The 22,636-nt window shown below is 60.9% G+C and carries 27 protein-coding genes; 15 read left to right on the top strand and 12 right to left on the bottom strand.

Annotated features, from left to right (window positions below):
- Complete coding sequence (locus AABF56_RS12740) at positions 1–906, bottom strand: dihydrodipicolinate synthase family protein (protein WP_272806189.1); 906 nt, start codon at positions 904–906, stop codon at positions 1–3.
- A gap of 197 nt (positions 907–1,103) precedes the next feature.
- Positions 1,104–2,129, bottom strand: a complete 1,026-nt coding sequence (locus AABF56_RS12735; RefSeq protein WP_272806188.1) for a GlxA family transcriptional regulator — start codon at positions 2,127–2,129, stop codon at positions 1,104–1,106.
- 172 nt (positions 2,130–2,301) lie between these two features.
- On the opposite strand from AABF56_RS12735, the gene AABF56_RS12730 reads away from it, so the two are divergent.
- Both AABF56_RS12730 and AABF56_RS12725 read left to right on the top strand, forming a co-directional pair.
- Positions 2,302–3,297, top strand: a complete 996-nt coding sequence (locus AABF56_RS12730; protein ID WP_272806187.1) for an ABC transporter substrate-binding protein — start codon at positions 2,302–2,304, stop codon at positions 3,295–3,297.
- 70 nt (positions 3,298–3,367) lie between these two features.
- Positions 3,368–5,392, top strand: coding sequence for an oxidoreductase (locus tag AABF56_RS12725; RefSeq protein WP_272806186.1), 2,025 nt, complete (start codon positions 3,368–3,370; stop codon positions 5,390–5,392).
- Between the two features lie 46 nt (positions 5,393–5,438).
- Here the strand turns inward: AABF56_RS12725 and AABF56_RS12720 are convergent, their stop codons facing one another.
- The 5 genes from AABF56_RS12720 to AABF56_RS12700 form a co-directional block, all read right to left on the bottom strand.
- Positions 5,439–6,476 (bottom strand): quaternary amine ABC transporter ATP-binding protein, encoded by a 1,038-nt coding sequence (locus AABF56_RS12720; protein WP_272806185.1) that lies wholly within the window; start codon positions 6,474–6,476, stop codon positions 5,439–5,441.
- Positions 6,469–7,356 (bottom strand): ABC transporter permease, encoded by an 888-nt coding sequence (locus AABF56_RS12715; protein ID WP_245082656.1) that lies wholly within the window; start codon positions 7,354–7,356, stop codon positions 6,469–6,471. Before AABF56_RS12715 ends, AABF56_RS12720 begins: the two co-directional genes overlap by 8 nt.
- A 131-nt stretch (positions 7,357–7,487) precedes the next feature.
- On the bottom strand, positions 7,488–8,489 hold the full coding sequence (locus tag AABF56_RS12710) for an ABC transporter substrate-binding protein (protein ID WP_245082659.1): 1,002 nt from the start codon (positions 8,487–8,489) through the stop codon (positions 7,488–7,490).
- Positions 8,490–8,602: 113 nt separating this feature from the next.
- Entirely contained in the window at positions 8,603–9,949 is a 1,347-nt protein-coding gene (locus AABF56_RS12705; RefSeq protein ID WP_272806184.1) for an NAD(P)/FAD-dependent oxidoreductase, read from the bottom strand.
- Between the two features lie 3 nt (positions 9,950–9,952).
- Entirely contained in the window at positions 9,953–10,837 is an 885-nt protein-coding gene (locus AABF56_RS12700) for a dihydrodipicolinate synthase family protein (protein ID WP_272806183.1), read from the bottom strand.
- A 269-nt stretch (positions 10,838–11,106) separates the two neighbouring features.
- On the opposite strand from AABF56_RS12700, the gene AABF56_RS12695 reads away from it, so the two are divergent.
- Together AABF56_RS12695 and AABF56_RS12690 are read left to right on the top strand one after the other, a co-directional pair.
- Positions 11,107–11,820 (top strand): GntR family transcriptional regulator, encoded by a 714-nt coding sequence (locus AABF56_RS12695; protein ID WP_245082670.1) that lies wholly within the window; start codon positions 11,107–11,109, stop codon positions 11,818–11,820.
- Between the two features lie 264 nt (positions 11,821–12,084).
- Entirely contained in the window at positions 12,085–13,371 is a 1,287-nt protein-coding gene (locus AABF56_RS12690) for a tyrosine-type recombinase/integrase (protein ID WP_272806182.1), read from the top strand.
- A 210-nt stretch (positions 13,372–13,581) separates the two neighbouring features.
- Here the strand turns inward: AABF56_RS12690 and AABF56_RS12685 are convergent, their stop codons facing one another.
- Genes AABF56_RS12685 through AABF56_RS12665 form a run of 5 tightly spaced genes read right to left on the bottom strand, consistent with a single transcriptional unit; the run spans position 13,582 to position 15,637 of the window.
- On the bottom strand, positions 13,582–14,061 hold the full coding sequence (locus AABF56_RS12685) for a type II toxin-antitoxin system PemK/MazF family toxin (RefSeq protein WP_272806181.1): 480 nt from the start codon (positions 14,059–14,061) through the stop codon (positions 13,582–13,584).
- A gap of 50 nt (positions 14,062–14,111) precedes the next feature.
- The gene (locus AABF56_RS12680; RefSeq protein WP_272806180.1) at positions 14,112–14,636 is read right to left on the bottom strand and encodes a hypothetical protein; all 525 of its coding nucleotides are present in this window, start codon (positions 14,634–14,636) and stop codon (positions 14,112–14,114) included.
- Positions 14,633–14,914, bottom strand: coding sequence for a hypothetical protein (locus AABF56_RS12675; protein WP_272806179.1), 282 nt, complete (start codon positions 14,912–14,914; stop codon positions 14,633–14,635). Before AABF56_RS12675 ends, AABF56_RS12680 begins: the two co-directional genes overlap by 4 nt.
- A complete protein-coding gene (locus AABF56_RS12670; RefSeq protein WP_272806178.1) occupies positions 14,914–15,402 on the bottom strand; it encodes a YfbU family protein in 489 nt (162 codons plus the stop codon). Before AABF56_RS12670 ends, AABF56_RS12675 begins: the two co-directional genes overlap by 1 nt.
- 1 nt (position 15,403) lies before the next feature.
- A complete protein-coding gene (locus AABF56_RS12665) occupies positions 15,404–15,637 on the bottom strand; it encodes a helix-turn-helix domain-containing protein (protein ID WP_272807503.1) in 234 nt (77 codons plus the stop codon).
- A 116-nt stretch (positions 15,638–15,753) separates the two neighbouring features.
- Between AABF56_RS12665 and AABF56_RS12660 the strand changes: the two genes are divergently transcribed.
- The 11 genes from AABF56_RS12660 to AABF56_RS12610 all read left to right on the top strand — a co-directional run bounded on the left by AABF56_RS12660 (position 15,754) and on the right by AABF56_RS12610 (position 22,636).
- Complete coding sequence (locus tag AABF56_RS12660; RefSeq protein ID WP_272806177.1) at positions 15,754–16,158, top strand: hypothetical protein; 405 nt, start codon at positions 15,754–15,756, stop codon at positions 16,156–16,158.
- Positions 16,155–16,412, top strand: a complete 258-nt coding sequence (locus AABF56_RS12655; protein ID WP_272806176.1) for a hypothetical protein — start codon at positions 16,155–16,157, stop codon at positions 16,410–16,412. The genes AABF56_RS12660 and AABF56_RS12655 overlap by 4 nt, the downstream gene beginning before the upstream one ends.
- Positions 16,409–16,603 (top strand): hypothetical protein, encoded by a 195-nt coding sequence (locus AABF56_RS12650; RefSeq protein WP_272806175.1) that lies wholly within the window; start codon positions 16,409–16,411, stop codon positions 16,601–16,603. The genes AABF56_RS12655 and AABF56_RS12650 overlap by 4 nt, the downstream gene beginning before the upstream one ends.
- Before the next feature lie 76 nt (positions 16,604–16,679).
- Positions 16,680–17,207: a hypothetical protein gene (locus AABF56_RS12645; RefSeq protein WP_272806174.1), complete on the top strand. Its 528-nt coding sequence runs from the start codon at positions 16,680–16,682 to the stop codon at positions 17,205–17,207.
- A 100-nt stretch (positions 17,208–17,307) separates the two neighbouring features.
- Entirely contained in the window at positions 17,308–18,045 is a 738-nt protein-coding gene (locus AABF56_RS12640; RefSeq protein WP_272806173.1) for a hypothetical protein, read from the top strand.
- Between the two features lie 50 nt (positions 18,046–18,095).
- Entirely contained in the window at positions 18,096–18,374 is a 279-nt protein-coding gene (locus AABF56_RS12635) for a hypothetical protein (RefSeq protein ID WP_272806172.1), read from the top strand.
- A 9-nt stretch (positions 18,375–18,383) separates the two neighbouring features.
- Entirely contained in the window at positions 18,384–18,896 is a 513-nt protein-coding gene (locus AABF56_RS12630) for a hypothetical protein (RefSeq protein WP_272806171.1), read from the top strand.
- Positions 18,893–20,413 (top strand): YfjI family protein, encoded by a 1,521-nt coding sequence (locus AABF56_RS12625; RefSeq protein ID WP_336314388.1) that lies wholly within the window; start codon positions 18,893–18,895, stop codon positions 20,411–20,413. The genes AABF56_RS12630 and AABF56_RS12625 overlap by 4 nt, the downstream gene beginning before the upstream one ends.
- Position 20,414: 1 nt before the next feature.
- Positions 20,415–20,837: a hypothetical protein gene (locus AABF56_RS12620; protein ID WP_272806170.1), complete on the top strand. Its 423-nt coding sequence runs from the start codon at positions 20,415–20,417 to the stop codon at positions 20,835–20,837.
- A gap of 115 nt (positions 20,838–20,952) precedes the next feature.
- Entirely contained in the window at positions 20,953–22,140 is a 1,188-nt protein-coding gene (locus tag AABF56_RS12615) for a phage portal protein (protein WP_272806169.1), read from the top strand.
- A complete protein-coding gene (locus tag AABF56_RS12610; protein ID WP_272806168.1) occupies positions 22,133–22,636 on the top strand; it encodes an HK97 family phage prohead protease in 504 nt (167 codons plus the stop codon). Before AABF56_RS12615 ends, AABF56_RS12610 begins: the two co-directional genes overlap by 8 nt.

Genomic DNA, 22,636 nt, shown 5'->3' with positions numbered 1-22,636 from the left:
TCACGCCTCCGCTTCGATCTGTGCAATCGTGCGCTTTACGACGCGCACCACCTGTTCCAGTTGCCGCATGTCATCCTTGTTCAGGGGTTTGAGCGGCGGGCGCGGCGGGCCGGCGGTAAAGCCGTTCATCTCGCAGCCGTACTTGATGCACTGGATGAACTTGCCGCCCTGTTCGAGCACGCGCATCAGCGGCATCAGCGCCGACATGATGCGCCGGCCCTTCGTGAAGTTTCTTTCGACGACGCAGGCCCTGTAAAGCGCGATATGTTCCGCCGGCAGGAAGTTGGAACCGCCGCAGACCCAGCTCCTCGCGCCCCAGGCGAAGAATTCCAGTGCCTGGTCGTCCATGCCGCAGGACATCTGGATATGCGGGTAGTCGCGGGCCAGCAGGTGCACGCGATTGATGTCGCCGGAGCTTTCCTTGATCGCACAGAAATTCCGGCTGCGGCCGACGCGGTCGAGGAATTCCTCGCCCATGTCGATGCCCATGCGTCCGGGATAGTTGTAGAGCATGATCGGCAGATCGGCGGCGCGGTCGATGGCGAGCGCGTTCAACGCGTTTTCCCGCTCGGTCGGCACGGAGTAGGGCGGTGAGCCGACGAGGATGGCGGCCGCGCCGATCTTCGCCGCGGTCTCGGCCATGGCGATGGAATCCTCCAGTCGGATGGCGACGGTGCCCACCACGAGCGGCACGCGATCGCCGATCACCTCTTTCGCGAACCTGGCCATCTCCACGCGCTCGTCCATCGACTGGGCGTAATACTCGCCCGTCGAGCCGCCATTGATGAGGCCGTGCACGCCGGATGCGATCAGGTGCTCGATCATGCGGGCAAACGCGTCCCGGTCGATCGACCCGTCGTCGCGATGCGGCGTTATCACCGGCGTGTAGATGCCGTCGAATTCCATGAAGTCCTCCTGGGATTGTCGGTTCGATAGCCGAGCCGGAAGTTTCCGTTTTCATCGGCCCCATCGAAGTAGACATACTGTAGCTCAATAGAAGACATAATGTCTACAATAAAAATACTCAGCTTGAGCGCAGCTTCCGGAACCCGCGCGGACGCGTGCGTTCCGGCGCCAAGGCTTTGGACTTTCTGGAGAACCGGTCAGCGCAGGCCGAGTTCGCGATGCGAGCGGCGCAGCTTCGCCGGCGTGATGTGGTAGGTGCGCCGGAACCAGTTCACGAGGTGGGCGCAGTCCGTGAAGCCGCATTCATAGGCGATCTGGGCAATGGAGCGATCGCTGTTCAGCACCATCCATTTCGCCGCCTTCAGCCGCATCTGGCGCCAGTACTGGCTGGGCGCGACCTGCAGGTGTTTCCGGAACAGGCGGGACAGTTCACGCTCCGACGTGCCGACGCTTGCGGCGATCTCGGCGACGGAACAGAGTTCGTACATTTTCTGGCGCATCAGGCCGATGGCGTTGGCCACGCGACGATCCTCGCATTTGAGGCCGATATCCTGCTCCTCGACCGCCGCGTCCTTCTCGAAGCCCTGATCGCCGAGAAGATAATGAAAGGCCTTGTGGGCGCGGGATTCGCCGCAGGCATTGGCGACGAGATACATGGCGAGTCTGATCGAGGCCAGGCCGCCGGGGCAGGTGATGACGCCGCCGTCGACCACGACCGGCCGGTCCGTGACGGGAATGACATCCGGAAAGGTCTGGCGCAGCACGCCCGCCAGCGCGAAATGCACCGCACACCGTTTGCCGGAGAGAAGGCCTGCCTCCGCCAGCACGAAGCTTCCCGAGCAGTTGCCGGCGACGGGAACGCCCATGCGTGCGGCGGAAAGCACGAAGTCGTAGAGCTCCGGCGGGATCCGGTGGTCGCCATGAAGGATGCCGCCATGCACGACGATGACGTCATAGTCGCGCGGGTCGCCATAGGTCCGGCCGGGCGTCAACGCCAGTCCGCAGCTCGCGCGCACGGGATCGAGCGTGTGCGACAACAGATGCCAGTCGCAATAGATCCGTCGGCTGTAGTCGCTTTCGTCCCCGGCCAGCCGCAGGAAATCGGTGAAGCAGCCGAGCGGCATCAGCGTGAAGTTCGGGGTGGCGACGATGCCGATCCGGAGCGGCGCCGTGATGTCCGGTGGCGGCTTGCTCGGTCCCAGAGGGGCGTAATCACGCTGCAAGACGGGTCTCCGCGCCATCGAAATTGTCCTAAACGTACAATACGGCGCCGATGAAGGCAAATAGCATTGATTTGCGTTGGTAAGGGAAGGGGAGGTCCAGTGCCGAAGCACCGGAATGGCCGTTCCCGCCCCGCCGAGCAGATCCATCAAAAAATGCGAACAGGGGAACAGGATGAACAAGCTTCTCGCACTTTCGACGGTCGTTCTGGCCGTCGGTTTCGCCCACGGCGCCCATGCCGACTGCGGCACGGTCACGGTGGCGAACATGAACTGGCAAAGCGGTGAACTTCTCGCACATGTCGACAAATTCATCCTGGAGCAGGGCTTCGGCTGTCAGGTCGAATTCGTGCCCGGCGACACCGTGCCGACGATCACCTCCATGGTCGAAAAAGGCCAGCCCGACATTGCTGGCGAGTCCTGGGTGGACCTCGTTCCGGAAATCGTCAAGCGTGGCGTCGACGAGCGCAGGATTGTAAATATCGGACCGGCACTTTCGGATGGCGGCATCCAGGGCTGGTACATTCCGAAGTTCATCGTCGACGCCCATCCCGACATCAGGACGGTCGACGACGCCTTCGCCCGTCCCGAGCTTTTCCCGGCGCCGGAGAATGCCGCGCGGGGCGCGGTGTTCAACGGCCCGCAGGGCTCCGGCGGCTCGGTCGTCAGCGCGCAGCTTTTCAAGGCCTATGGCGGCGAGGCCAAGGGTTTCGACCTCGTCGATCCCGGCACGCAGGCCGGTCTCGACGGTGCAATGGCCAAGGCCTACGAGCGCAAGGAAGGCTGGATGGGCTATTACTGGTCGCCGACGGCATTGCTCGGGAAATACGAGATGGTGCGCCTCGATGCCGGCGTGGCCCACGATGCGGCCGAATGGAAGCGCTGCAACACCGTCGCCGATTGTCCCGATCCGAAGAAGAACGAATGGCCGAAGGACAATGTCGTGACACTCGTCTCGCAGCGTCTCGTCGATAGTGGAAATGCCGGCGTGATCGATTATCTTCGCAAGAGGTCGTGGGACAACCAGACCGTCAGCGCGGTGATGTCATGGATGACCGATACGCAGGCGAGCGGCGAGGATGGCGCGGCGCATTTCTTCAAGGAGCACCCGGACCTCTGGAAATCCTGGCTGAGCGCCGACGTCGCGGACAAGATTGCCGCCGCCCTCTGAACTTCCGGCGCGGGTCTTTCGAGGCCCGCGCCACTGCATTGTGCCCCGCAGCAGCTTTCCAGGATCCAAGATGACGCCCTCCTTTCCCAAGACCTTTTCCGAAATCAAGCTCGCCGGCCATACGCTGCGCAACAGGATCGTCTTCGGCGCGCACACGGCCAACATGTCCGTCAACGGACTGCCGAGCGAACAGACGATCGCCTACTATGTCGAGCGGGCGATCGGCGGCGCGGCGATGATCGTCGTCGAGCCGATGCCGGTGCATCCGGCGACCGTGCTGACGCGCGGCAATTTCCGCACCTGCGACGATTCCGTCATCCCCGCCTTCAGCAGGCTGACGGAAAGCGTGAAGCGGCATGGTGCGGTCGTGCTCCAGCAGCTCTATCACGTCGGCAGCCATGGTGATTCCGACCTGTCCTTCCATGCGCACTGGTCGCCCTCCGGCGGGCCGAGCTACCACGACAGCGACGGCTCCCATGCGATGACGGAGGCCGAGATCGAAGAGACCATCGAAGCCTTCGTCAGTGCGGCGCGGCGCTGCCAGGCGGCGGGTTTCGACGGCGTGGAGGTCTGGGCGGCCTATGGCGGCCTGCTCGACCAGTTCTGGACGCCGTTCTACAACAGGCGCGAGGACAGATGGGGCGGCAGCCTGGAAAACCGGACGCGGTTCTCGCGCGAGATCCTGAGCCGCATCCGGCGGCTCTGCGGCCCGGATTTCATCGTCGGCCTGACCGTCAGCGACGAGCCGGGCTGTCCCACGGCGCTCACCCGCGACCAGATCACGGAGATCGTCGCCGGTCTGGATGCGGACAGGCTGATCGATTACGTCACCTGCGGGTCCGGCGGCTATTTCGACTATGGCAGCCTGATGCCGACCTTCCTCTATCCCGAACGGCTCGGGATCGAGCTTTCGGCACGCCTGAAGAAGGTCGTCAGCCATGCCCTGGTCACGGCCGAAAGCCATATCCGCACGCCTGACAATGCGGAGATCACGCTGGGCGAGGGATCGGCGGACCTCGTTTCCATCGTGCGCGGCCAGATCGCCGATCCGCATCTCGCCAACAAGGCGCGCAGCGGCACGCCGGAAGATATCCGCGGCTGTCTTTCCTGCAACCAGATGTGCTGGGGGCGGCGGTCGCGGGACTACTGGATCAGCTGTCTCATCAACCCCTCGGTCGGGCGGGAGGCCGAGTGGGGCGGCGATCGCTTCGAGCGCGTGGCGGACCCGCAATCCGTGCTGGTCGTCGGCGGCGGGCCGGCGGGGCTGGAGGCCGCGCGGGCCGCGGCGGAAAAGGGCCATCGCGTCGTGCTGGCGGAAGCCGCCGACAGGCTCGGCGGCGCCTTCCGCCTCGCCGGCGAACAGCCGCGGCGCGCGCAGATCCTCGACCTCATCGGCTGGTACGAGACCCGGTTCGCAAAGCTCGGCGTCGAGGTCCGACTGAACAGCTATCTGGAAGGCGGAGACGTCTCGGCGATCGGCGCCGATGTCGTCATCCTCGCCACCGGCTCCCTGCCGCTTGAGAGCGGCTTCCAGAAAGCCCGGCCGGACCATCCGTCGCTCGCGGGTGTTGAGCGCGGCAACGTGTTCTCCGCCGAAAGCGTCATGGCCCGCCAGGCTCGGCTCGGCCGCCGCGTCGTGGTCCTGGACGAGACCGGTGGCTGGAAGGGCTGCGGTACGGCCTGGAAGCTTGCCGAGCAGGGCCACGCGGTGACGTTCGTGACGCCCGATGCGCTGGTCGGCAAGGAACTCCAGCGCACCGCCGCCGACGTTCCCCTGCGGCGCACGCTGAGCCGGCTCGGCGTTCAGTTCCGCACGGAGACGAGCATCGAGAGCTGGCAGGGCAATGCCGCGACACTCGTCTCGCACCTCACCGGCAGGAACGAGACGATCGAGGCCGACAGCCTCGTCTTCTCCACGACGAATGTCGCGGCGAACTGGCTGGCGCTGGAACTGGCGGAATTGGGCATTCCCTTCGTCGAGATCGGCGACGGTGTCGCGCCGCGCCAGGCGCCCTATGCCTTCTACGAGGGCCGGCGTGCCGGCATGGCGATCCCCTCTGCCGCAGCGGGCGGGCAGGAGGTTCGCGTGGCCTGATCGAACGTATGATGACCGCCCGGCGGGCGGTCATCTCCTTTGCGATTCAGCGCGCCGCATTCACCATGGCGCCGGCGAGCTGCCGGACGGTCACCACGCCGAGCGTTTCGCCGCTCGAGGAGACGACGACGCCCTCGTCGGCAACCTCGCGGGAGAGGACCCGAAGGGTGTCTTCGACCGTCGTTCCGCTCACGACCGTCGGCTTGCCCGATGCCTGTACCGCACCTGGCGTCATCACCGCTTCGACATGCACCACCCGTCCGCGGTTCACTTCCTTGACGAAGTTGGCGACATAGTCGTCGGCGGGACGCAGCACGATATCCTGGCTGGTGCCCTGCTGGATGACCTCGCCGTCGCGCAGGATGGCGATCTGGTCGCCGAGGCGCAGCGCCTCGTCGAGGTCGTGGGTGATGAACACGATGGTCTTCCTGATCTCCTTCTGCAGGTCGAGCAGCACGGTCTGCATGTCCGTCCGGATCAGCGGATCGAGCGCCGAATAGGCCTCGTCCATCAAAAGGACCGGCGCATCGTTGGCGAGCGCCCGGGCAAGGCCCACGCGCTGCTGCATGCCGCCGGAGAGCTGGTTGGGGTATTTTTCCTCGAACCCCCTTAGGCCGACGCGTTCGAGCCAGCGCATGGCCGTGTCGAGGCTCTTCTGGCGCGGCATGCCCTGAATCTCCAGCCCGAAGATCGTGTTGTCGAGCACGGTGCGGTGGGGCAGCAGCGCGAATTTCTGGAACACCATCGCCGTCTGGTGGCGGCGGAATTCCCTGAGTTCGGCCTCCTGCATCGTCACCACGTCCACGCCATCGACCAGGACCTCGCCGGCCGTCGGATCGATCAGCCGGTTGATGTGGCGGATCAGCGTCGACTTGCCGGAGCCGGAGAGGCCCATGATCACCTGGATCGAGCCCGAGGGCATTTCGATGTTGATGTCGCTGAGGCCGAGCACATGGCCGTATCTGGCGTTGAGCTCCGCCTTGGTGAGGCCGTTCTTGACGGCCTCGATATGGGCGCCCGCATTGGGGCCGAAGATCTTGTAGAGGTTGCGGATCTTAATGCCGCCGAAGGCGTGCTCAGCCATGGACGATCTCCCGGTGCTTCTGCAGGCGCTTGCCATAGGCCTGGCTGACGCGATCGAACATGATGGCGATGCCGACGATGGCGAGGCCGTTGAAGATGCCGAGCGTGAAGTACTGGTTGGCGATGGCCTTGAGCACCGGCTGGCCGAGGCCCTGCACGCCGATCATGGAAGCGATGACCACCATGGCGAGCGCCATCATGATCGTCTGGTTGATGCCGGCCATGATGGTGGGAAGGGCCAATGGCAGTTGCACCTTGAAGAGCTTCTGGCGGTTGTCCGCGCCGAAGGCGTCGGCGGCTTCGAGAACATCCTTGTCGACGAGGCGGATGCCGAGGTCGGTGAGGCGGATCATCGGCGGGATGGCGTAGATGACGACGGCGATCAGCCCCGGCACCTTGCCGATGCCGAGCAGCATGACGACGGGGATGAGATAGACGAAGCTCGGCATGGTCTGCATGACGTCGAGGACCGGGTTGACGACGCGCTGCATCCTGTCGGAGCGTGCCATGAGGATGCCGATCGGGATGCCGATGGCGATCGACAGCACCGTGCAGACGAAGATCATGGAGATCGTCCGCATCGTATCGTCCCACATGTCGAAATAGCCGATGATCATGAGGGTCGCGAGACAACCGGCGGTGATGCGCAGGCTGCGCGTCGCAGCATAGGCGATGGCGAGGATCAGCAGCGTGATGATGGGCCAGGGCGTCTTCAGCATGAAGCGCTCCGAGGCGATGAGGAAATGCTGAAGGGGCGAGAAGAAGCCCTCGATGATATCGCCATAGCTGCGGGTGAAGCCGCGAAAGCCATCGTCGATGGCCTTTTTCAGGTCCCGCAGCGAATTGTCGTCCATGTGCGGGAATTTGAAAAACCAGTCCATTCCGTTCCCCTTTTCCAAAGAGCCGACCTCGTGTGTTCTTCTTGTTCTGCCGGCAGGATTGGTGCGACGCGCAGGCCCGCATCGCACCGATTTTCGCGGGGGGCGGCCGTCGCTCGCCCCCAAGGCATGGCCTAGAGCGCAGCTTCGATCTTTTCGGCGGCTTCCGGGGAGACCCAGGCCTTCCACATGTCCTTGTTCTCTTCGAGGAAGTGCTTTGCGCCGTCTTCGCCGCTTGCCTGGTTGTCGGTCATCCAGGCCATCAGCTTGTTGACCGTGTCGTTCGACCAGGAGCGCTTCGCCAGATAGTCCATGACCTCGGGACCGGCCGTTTCGGAGAAGGATTTTGCCACGAGCGTCACGACCTTGTCGGCCGGCCAGTCGTTGGTCTTCGGATCCGGGCAATCGGCGACGGTGTTGCAACGCTTCCACTCGGCCGCGTCATAGGGCACGCCATGGCCGAGCTTCACCATCTCGTATTTGCCGAGGAGGGCGGTCGGCTCCCAGTAATAGCCGGCCCAGCCTTCCTTGCGCTCATAGGCCTTGGCGATCGAGCCGTCGAGGCCGGCGGCCGAGCCGGTATCGACCAGCGTGAAGTTCGCCGCCTCCGCGTCATAGGCCTTGAAAAGCTGTGCGGTGACGACCGTGCCGCCCCAGCCCTGCGGACCGTTGTAGATCGCGCCCTTGCTGGAATCTTCCGGGTCCGGGAAGAGTTCGGGATGCTTCAGCACATCCTGGATCGTCTTGATGTCGGGATGGGCGTCGGCGAGATATTTCGGAATGAACCAGCCCTGGACGCCGCCGTCGGGAAGCGGCGAGCCGACCTGCACGATGCGGCCTTCATCCGTGCCCTTCTTGACCACGTCGGGCAAGAGGTCGATCCAGGCTTCCGGCGCGATATCCGGCTCGCCTTTCTCTGCCATGGAGGTGATGGTCGGGACCGTGTCGCCGATGGTGATCTCGGCATTGCAGCCGTAGCCTTCGTTGAGGATGATCTTGTCGAGGTTGGAGAGCACTTCGGCGCTCTGCCAGTTCATGCTGGCGATGGTGATGTCGCCGCATTCGGCGGCGCTGGCCAGCGATGCGCCGGCGACGGTGCCCAGGAGCAATGCGGTTGATGCAAGCAGAATTTTCATTTGCGTTCCCTTTGTGTTAGCGGCGAAGCTGAGATGCGCCGGAGCGCCGCGACATCCGGCCTGATGGTGAACTTTTTCGATGGATCGCGCCGCGCCCGGCAGGCGCTTCGGGATCACTCCGCGCCGGCCCTCCATTCCTTGAAGGCCAGGTTCGCCTTCGCGCCGATGGTCCTGAACGGCTGCATCGGGAGCGGTCTGGGTGCCTCGAAGCGTGCGAAGATTTCCGTGAGCCGCGATTTCCGGCCGAGCATCAGGTCGGCCGCGGCGATGCCGTTGGCGGTCGCCTTCGTCGCGCCCACGCCGTTGCAGCCGCATGCCGCGAAGATGCCGCGCTCGATCTCGCCGAAGGCGGGCACGGCGTTCCATGTGAGCGCCATCGCCCCGCCCCAGCGATATTCCATCGGGACGTCTGCAAGCGCGGGAAAGCGCGCGCTGTACTTCTGGTCATGCTTCGCGGCGGCACGTCGAAGCGTCCCGTTTCCGGCCTCGATGCCCGCGTGATAGGTGTAGCGGGAGCGCACGAGGATGCGGTCGCCGCGCTCTCCCGCGATACGGCGGACCGTCGTTCCCATCGGCAGCGCCGGCGTGGCCGCCCAGTTCCTCTGTCCGCGAAGGCGGCCGGGATCGAACGCGCGCGTCATCGATGCCCATGTGAACACGTGGAGAAGGCGGCTTTCGAAGAAGCCGAAGCTTTCCGCGTGGCCGTTGTTTGCCAGGATGATCCTGCCCGTGCTGATAGCGCCGTGCGGCGTCGTCACGGTCCATTCGCCACCGCCGCCTTCGATCCGCACCGCGGGCGAATTCTCATAGACCGTGACCGGATCACGCAGGCTGTCGGCCAGTCCGCGAATATAGGCAGCGGGCTGGACCATCACCGTTCCCGGCATGAAGAGGCCGGACGTATAGGTCTCGACACCCGTTATATCGGCGATCCCGCGCGCATCGAGCAGCTGATGCCTTTCTCCGAGCGCCGCCAGGCCTTCCGCGTATTTGACCAGATGCCGATCGCCCTCGTCGCTGATGGCGACGCTGTAGCGTCCGCATGGATCGAAGATCGTGCGTTCCCAGCGCTGCTCCTCGGCGACGGCACTTGCCAGCGCAATCGCGGTGCGGCTGATCTCGATGGCCTCGCGGTTCTTGGCGATCGTGTCGCCACCATAGTCCTCGGAAGAGACGTCGTGCGGCAGGTCGATGATGAAGCCGGAGTTGCGACCGGCGGCCGCGTCCCCGATGACGCCGGCCTCGAGCACCGCGACCCGCAGGGAGCGATCGATATCCCCTACCCTGCGCGCGGCGGAGAGGCCCGCGAAGCCGCCACCGATGATCACCACATCGGCGGTGGAGCGACCCGCGAGCCGGGGCTTCGCCTGGCGGGGAGGGAGCATCGCCACCCATCCGGAGACGCCCGTGTTCGTCGGGAGCCTCGATGCGGCAAAGACCTTTTTCGCGGGACGGCTCACGGCTCAGGCTTCGCGTTCGACGAGGGTGCCGAGCGCCGTGCGGAGAATGTCGATCCGCTCGGGCGACAGGGCCCTGAGCGGCTTGCGCGGTGCGCCCGCGCCATAGCCGGTGAGTTCGGCGGCGGCGTAGACGGACTGCACGTAGTCGCCTTCCCAGATCAGGGACATGGCGGGCTCGAGGACCGTCCAGATCGCGCGTGCCTTCGACCAGTCGCCGGCCATTGCGGCTGCAACGAGGGCAAGTGCGGTGCGCGGCGCGAAGTTCGCACCACCCCAGATCAGGCCGCTCGCGCCGGACCAGAGCGCGAAGGGCACGAGATTGTCGGCGCCGTTCATGACGGGCAGGCCGGTGCGGATGAGGGATGCCTGCCTGCCGAGGTCGCCGCTGCTGTCCTTGACGGCGCAGAAGTTCGGGATCGCGCACAAGTCCGCAAGCAACGACGGCGTGACCGTGACGCCCACCGCATGGGGAACGTTGTAGCCGATGACCGGCAGTCCGGCGGCTGCGACCTCCGTATAGAAATCGATGATGCCCTGGTCGTCGGTCGGCCCCTCGAAGAAGGGCGGAAGCACCATGACGCCGTCAGCGCCGCAATCGGCCGCATGCTTCGTCCGGGCGACGACGTCGTCCGTCAGAAGGGCGGAGGTCTGGACGATGAGCTTTGCACGTCCGTTGATGATCTTCGATCCGCGCCGCACGAGTTCGTCCGACTCTTCCCGCGAAAGATAGACATGCATGCCGGTGCCGGAGCTGAGGACGAAGCCAGGCACGCCCAGCGCCAGGTAGCGTTCGAGGTTCTGTTCCAGCCGCGCATGGTCGATGCGGCCCTCGGCGTCGAAGGGCGTGGCAATGGCAAGGTTCAGGCCCGCAAAGGGGAAGTCGGTCATGGCAGCAGGTCCGCGGTTCGACGGGATCGGATGAGGCCGTCGGTGCGTAACGCACCGACGGCTCCGGGTGTCATGCAGGGCTATCTTTGAAAGACAATAAGTAGACAATTGATAGACTGTCAATAGGCATGATGCTAGCATGCCCGCGCAATTCGCTTCGAATGGCTTGTGAAGGAGGCCGTACGCCGGCTTGCGCCCGGCGAAAACCGCGGTGCCCGCATTGACCCGCCTATCGATTGTAGACAGATTGCCGCTCAAAGGAGTTCGACATGGCCACAGAGCAAATCCCGACCGAGGCAGGCGCCGGGGTCGACCGCAAGACCGCCCTCAGTTCGAGCCTGCGCCATCGCATCCTGACGATGCAGATCGCGCCGGGCTCGGTTCTGGACGAGATCGCGCTCAGCGAGGAATTCGGCCTTTCACGGCCGCCGGTTCGCGAAGCCATGCGGCAGCTTGCCGGCGAGGGCTTCATCGAGCTTGAGGCCAATCGTCCCGCGCGCGTGACCTCCATGAGCTATCAGTCGCTGCGTGACTTCTTCCTGGTGGCGCCGCTCATCTATGCCGCGACCACGCGGCTTGCCGCGGAAACCGCGACGAAAGCGGATATTGCGGGTCTTCGGGAAATCCAGGCCAGTTTCCGCCAGTCCGTCGAAGGCGACGATATCGATGGCCGCGTCTTCTACAACGACCAGTTCCATCTGCGCATCGGCGAGGTCGCGAACAATCCCTACCTGCTGCCGAGCCTGCGCCGGCTGCTGATCGATCACGCGCGGATCGGAAAGATCTTCTACCGTCCCGCCAATGCGCAGATGCAGGACAATCTGGAAGAGGCCTGCCGCCAGCACGACGACATCATCGATGCCATCGCCCATCACGATGCCGACCGCGCCGAAGCGCTGGTGCGCGCCCATCTCGATCTGTCGCGCAAGAACATGGCAATGTATGCCGCCCCGGAAGGCATGCAAGTCGCCATCGGCGTCTAGACAGCCGAGCGTCCTTCGCTGTGTCTGTGCATCAGGCAGAAGTGGCGCACCCGGCAGGATTCGAACCTGCGACCTTTGGAATCGGAAAATTAAGCTAGCGACTTTTCGCGAGTTTTCCAGAATTTTCTATAATGCTCTATAGCATTGATTTTCCGTCATTTTCGCTGATTTTGATTTTTCCTGTCTACTCTCGCCTCTTCCCCACTTTCCCATTTCGTGGTGAGTATTTGGTGAGTAGCAGGAAAAGTACAAAGGTCAAGGCACATGCCGAAGCTCACGAAAACGATGGTCGAGACCGCCGAACCGAAGGCGAAGCAATACAGCTTGTGGTGCGGCGAATTGGCTGGCTTCGGTGTTTATGTGAACCCGACAGGAAGCCGCACGTATTTCGTCGACTATCGCAACGCGGACGGCGAGCGCCGGCGAATGACGATCGGCCGGCACGGCAAGATCACGACGGAAGAAGCCCGCAAGCTTGCGATCGCCTCACTCGGCAGCACGGTTCGCGGTGAGGATCCACAAAAGGACCGGACGACGAGGCGCAAGTCGCTGACCGTGAAACAGCTCTGCGAGCAGTATATGGAAGCCGCCCGAAAGGGGGTGATCCTGGGCAAGGGCGGGAAGCCGAAAAAGGCCACGACGATCTATGTCGATCAGGGCCGCATCAACCGGCATATCGTTCCGCTGCTAGGCTCGAAGCTGGTTATCGACCTGACGACGCCGATGGTCACGAAGATGATGCGGGATGTCACCAACGGCAAAACTGCGACGACAGAGAAAACGGCGAAGCTTAGGGGGAAGGCGGTTGTCGAAGGCGGGCCGGGAACCGCGAGGCAAACCGTGTCGCTTATGAGCGGCATTCTCTCCTACGCCGTTTCGGAAGGCATCATCGACCAAAATCCGGCGCGCGGCATCAAAAAGCCGGCAGTCGGAAAACGCGATCGTCGACTGTCACCTGATGAGTATCGTGCGCTTGGCACGGCGCTGGCGACAGCCGAGGCAGAAGCCGAGTTGCCGCAAGCCATAGCCGGAACTTGGCTGATCGCTCTGACCGGGTGCCGGTTCGGCGAGGTACAGGCGTTGAAATGGTCGGAAGTCGATTTCGACGGCAAGGCATTGCGCCTGGAGGATTCCAAGACCGGCGCGTCGGTTCGGCCGCTGTCGCAAGCAGCTATCGAGGTGCTGGAGAAGATCGATCGAACGTCCGACAATATCTATGTGCTGCCGGCGGCGCGGAAGACAAAAGGGCACTATGGGTCTCTCGACACCGCCGTGGACAGGATTGTCGCGCGGGCGGAATTGACTGGTGTCACGTCACACACCTTGCGGCATTCATTCGCCAGCGTCGGCGACGATCTCGGCTTCACCGAAAACACGATCGGCGCGATCATCGGACACAAAGGCCAGACGGTCACGTCGCGATACATTCACAAGCTCGATAGCGTTCTGATCGCTGCCGCCAACAAGATCGGCGGCGAGGTTCACCGGCAGATGACCGGCATTGAGGCAACCGTTGTCCAAATGCCATTGAAAAAATCGCGAAAACGCTAAGGGGAGGCACCGCCAAAACCCCCAAAAATAGGATCGGGGGTGCTGGCAGTGCGGAAAACGCGAAAAGCCCCACCATAAGGTAGGGCTTTTCCGAACACACGACGGCCCCGCAAGCTTGTTATCGCCGACGCGAGACCCGCTGCTTCATTTAAGAAGCAGTCTCCAAGCCCGATGCCGAAGCAGAGCGGGAACGCGTATTGATATACGCACTCATAGGTGAATCGTCAATGAACCGAGGCCCAAACCATGCAGGACGGCCTTACGAATTTCTATAAGTTGAGCTGCGCTAATTCTGCCGGTTCGAAAGCGCCTGCCGCCGCCGCCAGGCGCGCGGCCGTCCCTAAAGCGATCAAGACGTGAAAGTGAAACAGTCGAGACCATATCGCATTTTGCCCACATGGTCGGTTCATCGAAAGGATACGGCAAAGGCACCGCCAAAGTGAAATTGCAGTGGTGCGGTTCCTCCGGATCGGGCGGCGTGGTGCTGAGAGGGACCACCGCAACCAGATCGGCGCGTCGTCGCAGTCTCGGTGAAACAATAACAACAGGCCGTAGCTTCACCATTTCTGGAGAAACGAAGCCGGTGCCGTAATCACAAAGGACGATCTCACCAGGTGATGGATAGTACGCAAGAGCCATAAAGATGAAACGAATCTCTGCTGCGAAAAATTGCGCGAAGATAGTCACCATCGAGCATCTTTTCCAAGCAGAATCCGGGATCGCGCTTCGGAAAGCGGCAGTTATTGGAGTTTTCCCCTTTTCACCGCATCGGCCATCTGCGCTATAGCTTCATCCAGAGCATCAACGGTTTCCAGCACTTCGCGGCCGGCTGTCGTCAGCTTCGCCCAAAACTGCTTGTCCCATCCTTCATACCATTCTACCCATCCGCGCAATGACATGCGCCGGCAGATGTCCTTATCGCTACCTGGTATATCGTTGATGGGGACACCTACGCTGTCTTCGACCGGCGCATCATTCAAGCTTCGCAGCAAGTCGATCTGCGCGGCAGTGACGCGAACCACGATTTGTTCGGTGCGATAGTTGTCGGCCTGGAGCGCCTTGCCCTCGTCCGTCAGCACGGCTTCTAGCTTCGACCGACCTTTCGGCTTCATGTCGGCGAGGCCGAGCTTTCGCAGCTCTTCGAAAGCAACCAGGTCACGATATTCCAGCTTGGCATAGGGCAATGCTCCGGCGGAGGTGATCTTCTCCATCACCTCGATCTGCGCCGGGGTGAGCTTGTGCCAAGGAAAGGGCTTGCGCGTCATCTCGCCCGGCGCGGAAACCTTCCGCGATCCATGACCTTCCAGCCGAATCCGGTCAGGCGATAGCCCTTCCTCATTCCTATGGACTGGTATCGGTCGGAAGTAGGGCCGCTCTCGGCAAGCCCCATCTTCACCAAGCGTTCGGCTACGACTTCGCCGAGATTGCCACGTTTGGCAAGCGGCTCCAAATCGCGCAAGGCATTGGCGAGTTGACCGACGCCGCGCCATTCGTTGGCATCGAGCGCCGTGTTCGCGAGGAAGTATTCATCGTCTTCCGTCATTAGGCTTCCGCGATTTCTTCAATCTGTTCTGCTGTAAGTTCGTGGCTGCCGCCGCGAAGCTGCCAGGCTTCGTGCATGCGACGATACCGATTCAGCGAGAAACTGCTGTGTGAATTGTCGGGAAGGTCTTTGAGTTCTTCCCATCTTCCAAGTGTGCGTCGAAGAAAGCGAGCGAACCCGTAATGTCCGCCGTCATCATTTCCGTCGAAGCCCGCGAATTCGGCTGAAGAGCTTTTCGGGGTATATCCTAGACGAATGCAAGAATGCTTTATTGCCCGGAACATACTTAGTATGTCGATAACCTCGCCGGAAACCTCCGGTTTGAGGGTTTCCGCGTAAATCGATGGGTTGATCTCAGGATACCACTGCTCATAACCGTGTGAGAGGATTTCTTGATTTGTCTCGTATTCTTTCGTGTCGTCCGGATTGATCCGCTTGAGGATTTCATACTGGTTCCACAAAGTAAGACGTTCAGCCCAAGTAAGCATTCTACCTCCCTTTCTTCAACCGGACGCCCGGCCCTTCGCCATTCTCGTCAACGAATATCACGCCGGCTGTTTCCAGGGCAGCCTTAATCGCGGCAAGGTTGTTGTGTGTAGGCACGCGCCGCCCTTTCTCAAAGTCACGGATTGTCGAGAGCCCAAGATGCGCCGCCTGCGCAAGCTGATCTTGTGACCATTCGATAAGGCCACGTCCGGCCCGAGATTGTGCAGGTGTAATCATGTCCAGCCTTATAACTGCCTCACGCATTTTCGTCCATAGTCAACGAATACTGTTGACTGTTAACCCTAACCAATGATATCCGTCGATTATTGACGATATTCGTTGAAGGAAAAATCATGATGCCGAACAACGTCGTTCAGGCTGCCGCCGAAGGCATGCCTATTCTCACCCGCCGCAAGGCACTTGGACTGATGGCCGCTATATCGGTGCCGCCGGCCGCTGTCGTCGCGGCTGCCGCAACCGAGCCGAAGACGCCGAGTATCGACGAGTTTCTCGCTAAGGCTCTGCCATCGGAGAAGGTGCGCTACCATTCCAATGCACTGTTGGACGCAATGGCTGAAATGCACCCTGATCAAGCCGGCTGGCGGGTTCAGATCGATCACGAATACACATTCGCCATCGTCACTTCCCGCCGTAAGGTTGGGAAAGTCTACGCCGTGGTCGATGATGGTTCACCGCTTCTGGCCGACGACGTTACCGGCACGACCGCTTTCGCGAATTGGGAAAGGGACCGGGTATGACCATCGATCCCTATAAGAAGGGTCCGTTTCGCCAGGTCGCCGACATGGAAGTTCCGCTCGCGACAATCCACGACATGCTGCGCGGCCTGGCCTTGTTGGCCGAGGGCATGGATGAGGACTATGCTAGCGTCGTTCAACGGATTGCCTGGTATGCGCTCGATCAGTGCCGAGCCGCTGAGAAGCTGCGCGGCGAGCTGTTTCACCTCACGCACCCTAACAGAGACCACTTCGAAAAAGAGGGTTGGCCGTCATGACCAGCTCAAGCGTTTACGCATTCCGCCGATTGCAGTTGGAAGCCCGGATCGAGGAAATGATTGCTTTGCTCGATGTTCTCGACGGTGATGCCGATCTTGAAGACGGCGGGGATACAGAACCGAACGGCGACGAACTTGACCATAACGGTGACGAGGCCGACCACGGCGGCGGCGAAGACGAATGGCGCTGACCAGCCGCACAGTGCCCTTGACTTTAAGTTTCATTGAAACTAATTATGGCTTCAATGAAACTTAAAGGGTATTGTTATGAATGATCTAGTTTCCAGAGCGCTCGCGCATTTCAAAGAACATTGGCATATCGGCATGGCCGGTACGTCCGATGCGGCAAACTTGCTAGACATAAATCCAAATACCTTGAAAACACGATTGGCGCGCGGCCAAGCGTTGGTTTTGCGCGACCCCAACGGCCTGCAGCGTTCGACGCTTACATTCACGGGCTTTCACCTAATATACAATCTTCTGTCCGATCGGCTGCTTCGGTACGGCTTCGCCAGTGACCACGACGAGACAACAATGGCGCACCTGCCATACGTCTATGCTGAGTGGGTCCACGAACACGTCTTATCCTCCCCCCATCGAATCGAAGCTATCCTCCGCTTTCGAAAAGAGGCTGACGGGGGAACACAGAACATGGTTTTTGAAGATGGGAACGTGGAGGATTGGACCGGTGATGCCGCACTAATCGTTCCGATAGGGACAATGGTCGTCCGCTTGGCTGCAACCGTTCTAATGCGAACCGGCAACCCTCAAATTTTTGAGCAAAACCGCCCATGACGGCCATCAAATGCGTAAAACACATTAGCTGTTGCGCGCCATGGAAAATCTGATAAATAGAGTCTACTGATTTTTACGCATTAGACTTGGCGGTAAGACAATGGCAAATTCCAAGCAGTTGGCAAAAGCGATCTCAGAGGTGCTCGGCGTCCCCTTAAAGACCATTGAGCAAATCGACCGCGTGCTGTCGGAGGCTGGTCTTCGTCATGTTGGAGGGCGGGGACCTTTTGCCGCAAAAATGCAGGCGAGTGACGCAGCCAATCTTTTGATTGCTGTGGCCGCTGCCCCGGTTTCCGGAGCGTTCGTGAAAGATGCAGCTAGGAACTGCCGGCACTATATGAGCCTTACCGTATCGAGGAATGACGCCAAGCCTTGGTTTAACGGAAACTCCCGCATCCCTCAAATTGCTGCCTTGCCGCCGATGCACTCGGTTGCGGATTTTTTGACGGCTGCGATCGAGGCAGCAATTTCGGGTGATTTGCAGGAAGCGCTTACGATTTCTTACAGCAGTGGAATCAAGCAAATTCTTCCCCGCGCGGTCGAATTCCAGTTTTGGGGGCCGCTCCCTCAAGTTCGGATCAGCCTAAGCCAGCCAGAGGTAGAGCAGGAACCGGAAACGCACGAGCGGAAAATCTATATCGATGATTCGCCGCAGGTCGATACGAAAAATGACCCCGATTGGACGAAGAAAATCCATGCCTGGTCGGATGAGCTTTGCAAGAAGTATGGGCCACATGGAGACCTTGAGCAAATCCGCATTTTGACGGTCACCAGCATCTTGGCCGTAGCCAGGTGTTTGAATGAAGGCAGCGCCCCTAAGCCGGGCACTGAGGAATGAATGCGAGATGGAAGGCCGATCGCCTTTCATAGACTAATAGGAGAATGAGCATGAATAGCGGAATTCAACCTGCTTCGGCGGGAACGGCGGAGCTTTGCCTTCCGACCGCTCTGCGTGCCAAGGTTCGTTATCGTTCGGACGAGGCTTCCACTTATCTCGGCACCGTCCACGGTCTGACTGTCGCGATGCGGACGCTCGACAAATATCGTTCGGTGGGCGGCGGGCCGCGCTTCCAGAAGTTCAATCGCTCGGCGCTCTATCACCGTGACGATCTTGACGCCTGGGCGCTTGAAAAGCTCGGCGACACCAAAGCCAGCACCAGCGAGTAGGCGTCGGAGATGATGGACGCCCCCAGCTTCGAATGGATCGATGCGGATACCCTCATCTGGTTGAGCCGGCAGGGCGTGGATGCTTTGCGCCTTGCCGAAATGCTGCCGATCCGTTCAGCGAAAGGTCGCCGGGCTGTTAATGGTTATTTCGAAGAAGGCGGTGCCGGCAGATCGTTCCTCGTTTTTGAGGAAGCCGAAGATCTGATCTTCTGGCAGCCCGAAACCGGCGAGCTGGCGACCTGGAACAATCGCGCTTTCGCACTTGGCGAAGCTGCGATCGACAATGCGGCGACATATGCCTTTGGCGCCAATCTCAACATTCTTCCCGATCCACTAACTTGGATGCGGTCAGGTCGAGATGGAATTGTTGTTCTCGACTGGCGTTTCGCCTTCGACAAACTTCGCGACGTGCCGCGCATCGCAGTCGCAGAACAGCTTCTCCCGACCTACCGAAAGTTTATGAAGCCGCGCCGGATGCCTTCCGTATCCGTCATTCCGGCGAAAGAAAGGATGGCTGCATGAACGCGCCGACCGCAATTCCATTGGAAGAATTTGAACGGTCGCGTCGGGCCGCGCCTGAATGGAAACGGCCGGTGCCGATCAAGACCAGCTTGCCGGCCGTAGAGCCGTTCGTGCCGGAAATGCTCCCGGAAGTGCTGCGCGCCTATGTCTTCGACGTAGCCGACCGCCAGCAGTCCGTTCCCGATTTTGTCGCCGTAGCCGCGTTGACCGGCATTGCCGCTGTCGTCGGCAACCGCATCCGTGTCGCGCCGAAACAGAATGACGATTGGATCGAGGTGCCTAACCTTTGGGGCGCTATCATCGGCCCGCCGAGCGCTATGAAGTCACCGGCCATGCAATCCGCTCTAGGTCCGATCTATGCCATTCAGGATGACATGCGGAAGGAATGGCAGAGCGATCTCGATGCGGCCGATATCGATGATGTGCTGACCAACCTCGATGCCAAAGAAGCGAAAAAGAAGGCTGAGAAGGCATTGAAGGCCGGAGATCGCGATGCCGCCCGCGCCATCCTTGCAGACGTGACAAAAGGCGATGACGACGAACCGCCATGCCCGCGCATCGTTGTCAACGACGCGACCGTTGAAAAGTTGGGCGAGCTGCTGAACGAAAACCCACGTGGGCTGCTGTTGATCCGTGACGAACTTCCCGGCTTCCTGTCGAGAATGGAAAGTGAGGAATATGCCGGGGAGCGGGCTTTCTATCTCGAAAGTTTCAACGGCTCCGGTCGCTTCACCTATGACCGCATCGGCCGTGGCACCGTCCATATAGAAAACTGCACCTTGAGCATCATAGGCGGCGTCCAGCCTTCACGTATCGCGCCGATCGTGCGCGGTGCTATCACAGGCACCAGCAACGATGGCCTTATTCAGCGCCTTCAGCTCGCCGTCTGGCCCGATCCGCGAGCGTCTTGGAAGTGGGTTGACCGCCATCCTGATCGTGCTGCCCGCGAGGCGTTTGAGAAGGTCTTTCGCGATCTGCACGAACTGGAACTTGGTAGGCCCGACGAACCAGCCGTGTTCCGCTTATCTGACAATGCGCAGGATATCTTCCGCCAGTGGATGGAGGAAATCCAGACGGAAGCGCGTGGCGGTAAGTTGTCGCCGGTTCTGGAAGCGCACCTGCTGAAGATGCCGAAGACTGTCGCCAGCCTGGCGCTTATCTTCGAATTGGTTGACGGCGGACGGTTCGAGGTTCGGGAACACGCCATGCTTCGCGCGCTTGCCTGGGCGGATTATCTTCGCAGCCATGCGAACCGGCTGTATTCGTCGGGCAATACCATGATCGAAGATGGCGCTCGGCTTATCCTCGAACGTCGCCACCAGTTGCCGGAAGAATTCACCGCCCGCGATATTTACAAAAAGGATTGGGCCGGTCTGTCGGATCGGGAAGTTGCCACAATGGCGATCGAGCTTCTTGTTTCCACCCATCATTGCCATGAGGTCGAAAAGTCTTCCGGGTCAAACCGAGGTCGGCCGACCGAGACTTACCGATGGAATCCGATACTCCGGGAGGCGTGAGATGGGTCGATGGCTTCAAGCTCTGCAAAATCACGAAAACGCTGAAAGCGATCACCCCCAAAAACCCCAAAAATCCCCTGAACCTATTATTGGGGGTTTTGGGGGTGCTTGTTCCGGCCATATCGAGAAAATTTCCGAAGACCCCGAAGTATTATTGGGGGTTTTGGGGGTGCCTGTTTCTGGCGAATATGAAAATTTTTCTGGATCAGTCACGCAAGATGCGCAGCCCAAGACCGATGCCGAGTTGTATATCGACGCCCTTCGCATCATCGGCCCATGCGGTTATGGAGGGGTCGGATCATTCCTTGGTTGGGGGATGACGCGGGCGGGACAAGTCGAGGAAGAGGTTCGTAAGGCTGGCCTGATTCGCTACGATCGCACCGGCCGAGCGACTGTTGTCGAGGCTGGCAAGCCGCCATTCTGATCGCGCGAAAATTCGGGAAAACACCCGAAAACACCAGCAAACTTAACTTCTTAGCTGTCGTTCCCCGCGCGCGTAACTTGCCGCATCATGTGTCCGAAAACAAAGCACGGCACACATGTTCAACTGGTTCAAGAAATCCTCGATCGAAGCAAAGTCGCTGACGAACCCGACAGATGACGAGATGGTCATACTGACGGGCGGTGTCGTCGGCGGTGTTTCGCTGTCTATCGCCTTGACGGTGCCGGCGGTGCAGTCGGCGATCAGGATTATCAGCGAGGCGGCGGCTTCCCTCGATATCGCGGTGATGCGGATCAACGATGATGGCAGCGAGGAGAAGGATACCTCGCATCAGGTTTCCCGCCTCTTGGCCGACCAGCCGAACGAATGGACCAGCACTTTCGAATTGATCCGCGATCTTGTCGCCACGGCTCTTACCCAGGATCGTGGCGGTGTCGCTTTCGTGAATCGTGTCGGTGACGAGGTGCGGGAAATCATCCGCTACGAACCGAGCTATGTGACGGTGGACTTCTCTGCCGATGGCCGGCAGGAACCGAGCTACCGGATCGCCAATCGTCCGATCCCCGCCAGCGACATCATTCATCTTCGCTCGCCGTTCGGCCGGTCGCCGCTCGCGCTCGCGGCCGACGCCATCAACACGGCGAAGATCATGGAAACCCATGCTGGCAATCTCTTCCGCAATGGTGCGCGCCCGTCCGGCGTTATCGAGTTTCCGAAGTCCCTTGGTGATGAGGGACTGAAGAAAATGAAGGCCGGCTGGAAGAACGCCCACGAAGGGCCGGAGAACAGCGGTCGAACCGCCATTCTTTGGGATGGAGCGAGCTTCAGGCCGATCACGCTGACCAGCGTTGATGCGCAGTTTCTTGAACTACGCGGCTTCCAGATCCTTGAAATCGCCCGCGCATTTCGCATCCCGCCGCCGATGCTCTACGACTTGAGCCGCGCGACCTGGAGCAATGGCGAACAGCAGGGCAAGGAATTCTTGTCTTATTCGCTGGAACCGTGGCTGAAGGTGCTGGAAGGCGCGATGCGTCGTGCGTTGTTCTCTGCCGAAGACCGTCCCCGCTACCGTATCGTATTCGATCGCGACGACCTGACCCGCGCCGACCTGACCGCACGCGCGACGGCTATTTCCTCGCTGATCTCCGCGAAGGTCATCAATCCGAACGAGGGGCGGGAATGGCTCGGTCTCGCGCCGTACATCGGCGGGGAGGCATTTTCCAATCCACATATCACGACCGGCGACAAGCCATCCGATCCGGTCAAGGAGACCGATAATGGATAGGCTGTATGTCGAGACGAAAATCCTTGCGGACGATGCCGGCGCTATCTCTGGCCTGGCATGGAAGTTTGGCGTTGCCGATCGCATCGGCGACTGGATCGAGCCGGGTGCGTTCAAAAGCGCAAAGCTGCCGATCCCGATGCTGTTCGGTCACGACATGAACGATCCCGTCGGCACCTGGGATATCGCGACCGAAAAGGCTGACGGCCTGCATATCTCCGGCAAGCTGCTGGTCGATGACGTGGCGCGCGCTCGCGAAGTCCGCGCCCTTGTTCAGTCCGGTGCCGTGCGGGGCTTATCGATCGGTTTTATCACCAAGCAGGCCAAGGCCCGTTCCGGTGGTGGCCGCACCATCAAATCCCTTGAACTTCTGGAAGCGTCCCTTGTGACCATTCCCATGCATCCCGGCGCGCGCGTCACCAGCGCGAAGTCGGCAGTCGAGGCGATCCGCATCGCGGAAGCCATCAACCGGGCGGCAGCCCATTTCGCAGCGAGGTAA

The sequence above is a fragment of the Shinella sp. WSC3-e genome (assembly GCF_945994535.1).
In the GTDB taxonomy this organism is placed as follows: domain Bacteria; phylum Pseudomonadota; class Alphaproteobacteria; order Rhizobiales; family Rhizobiaceae; genus Shinella; species Shinella yambaruensis.
Note: the sequence above shows the minus strand (reverse complement) of the source record. Positions and strands in the feature narration are given on the sequence as shown.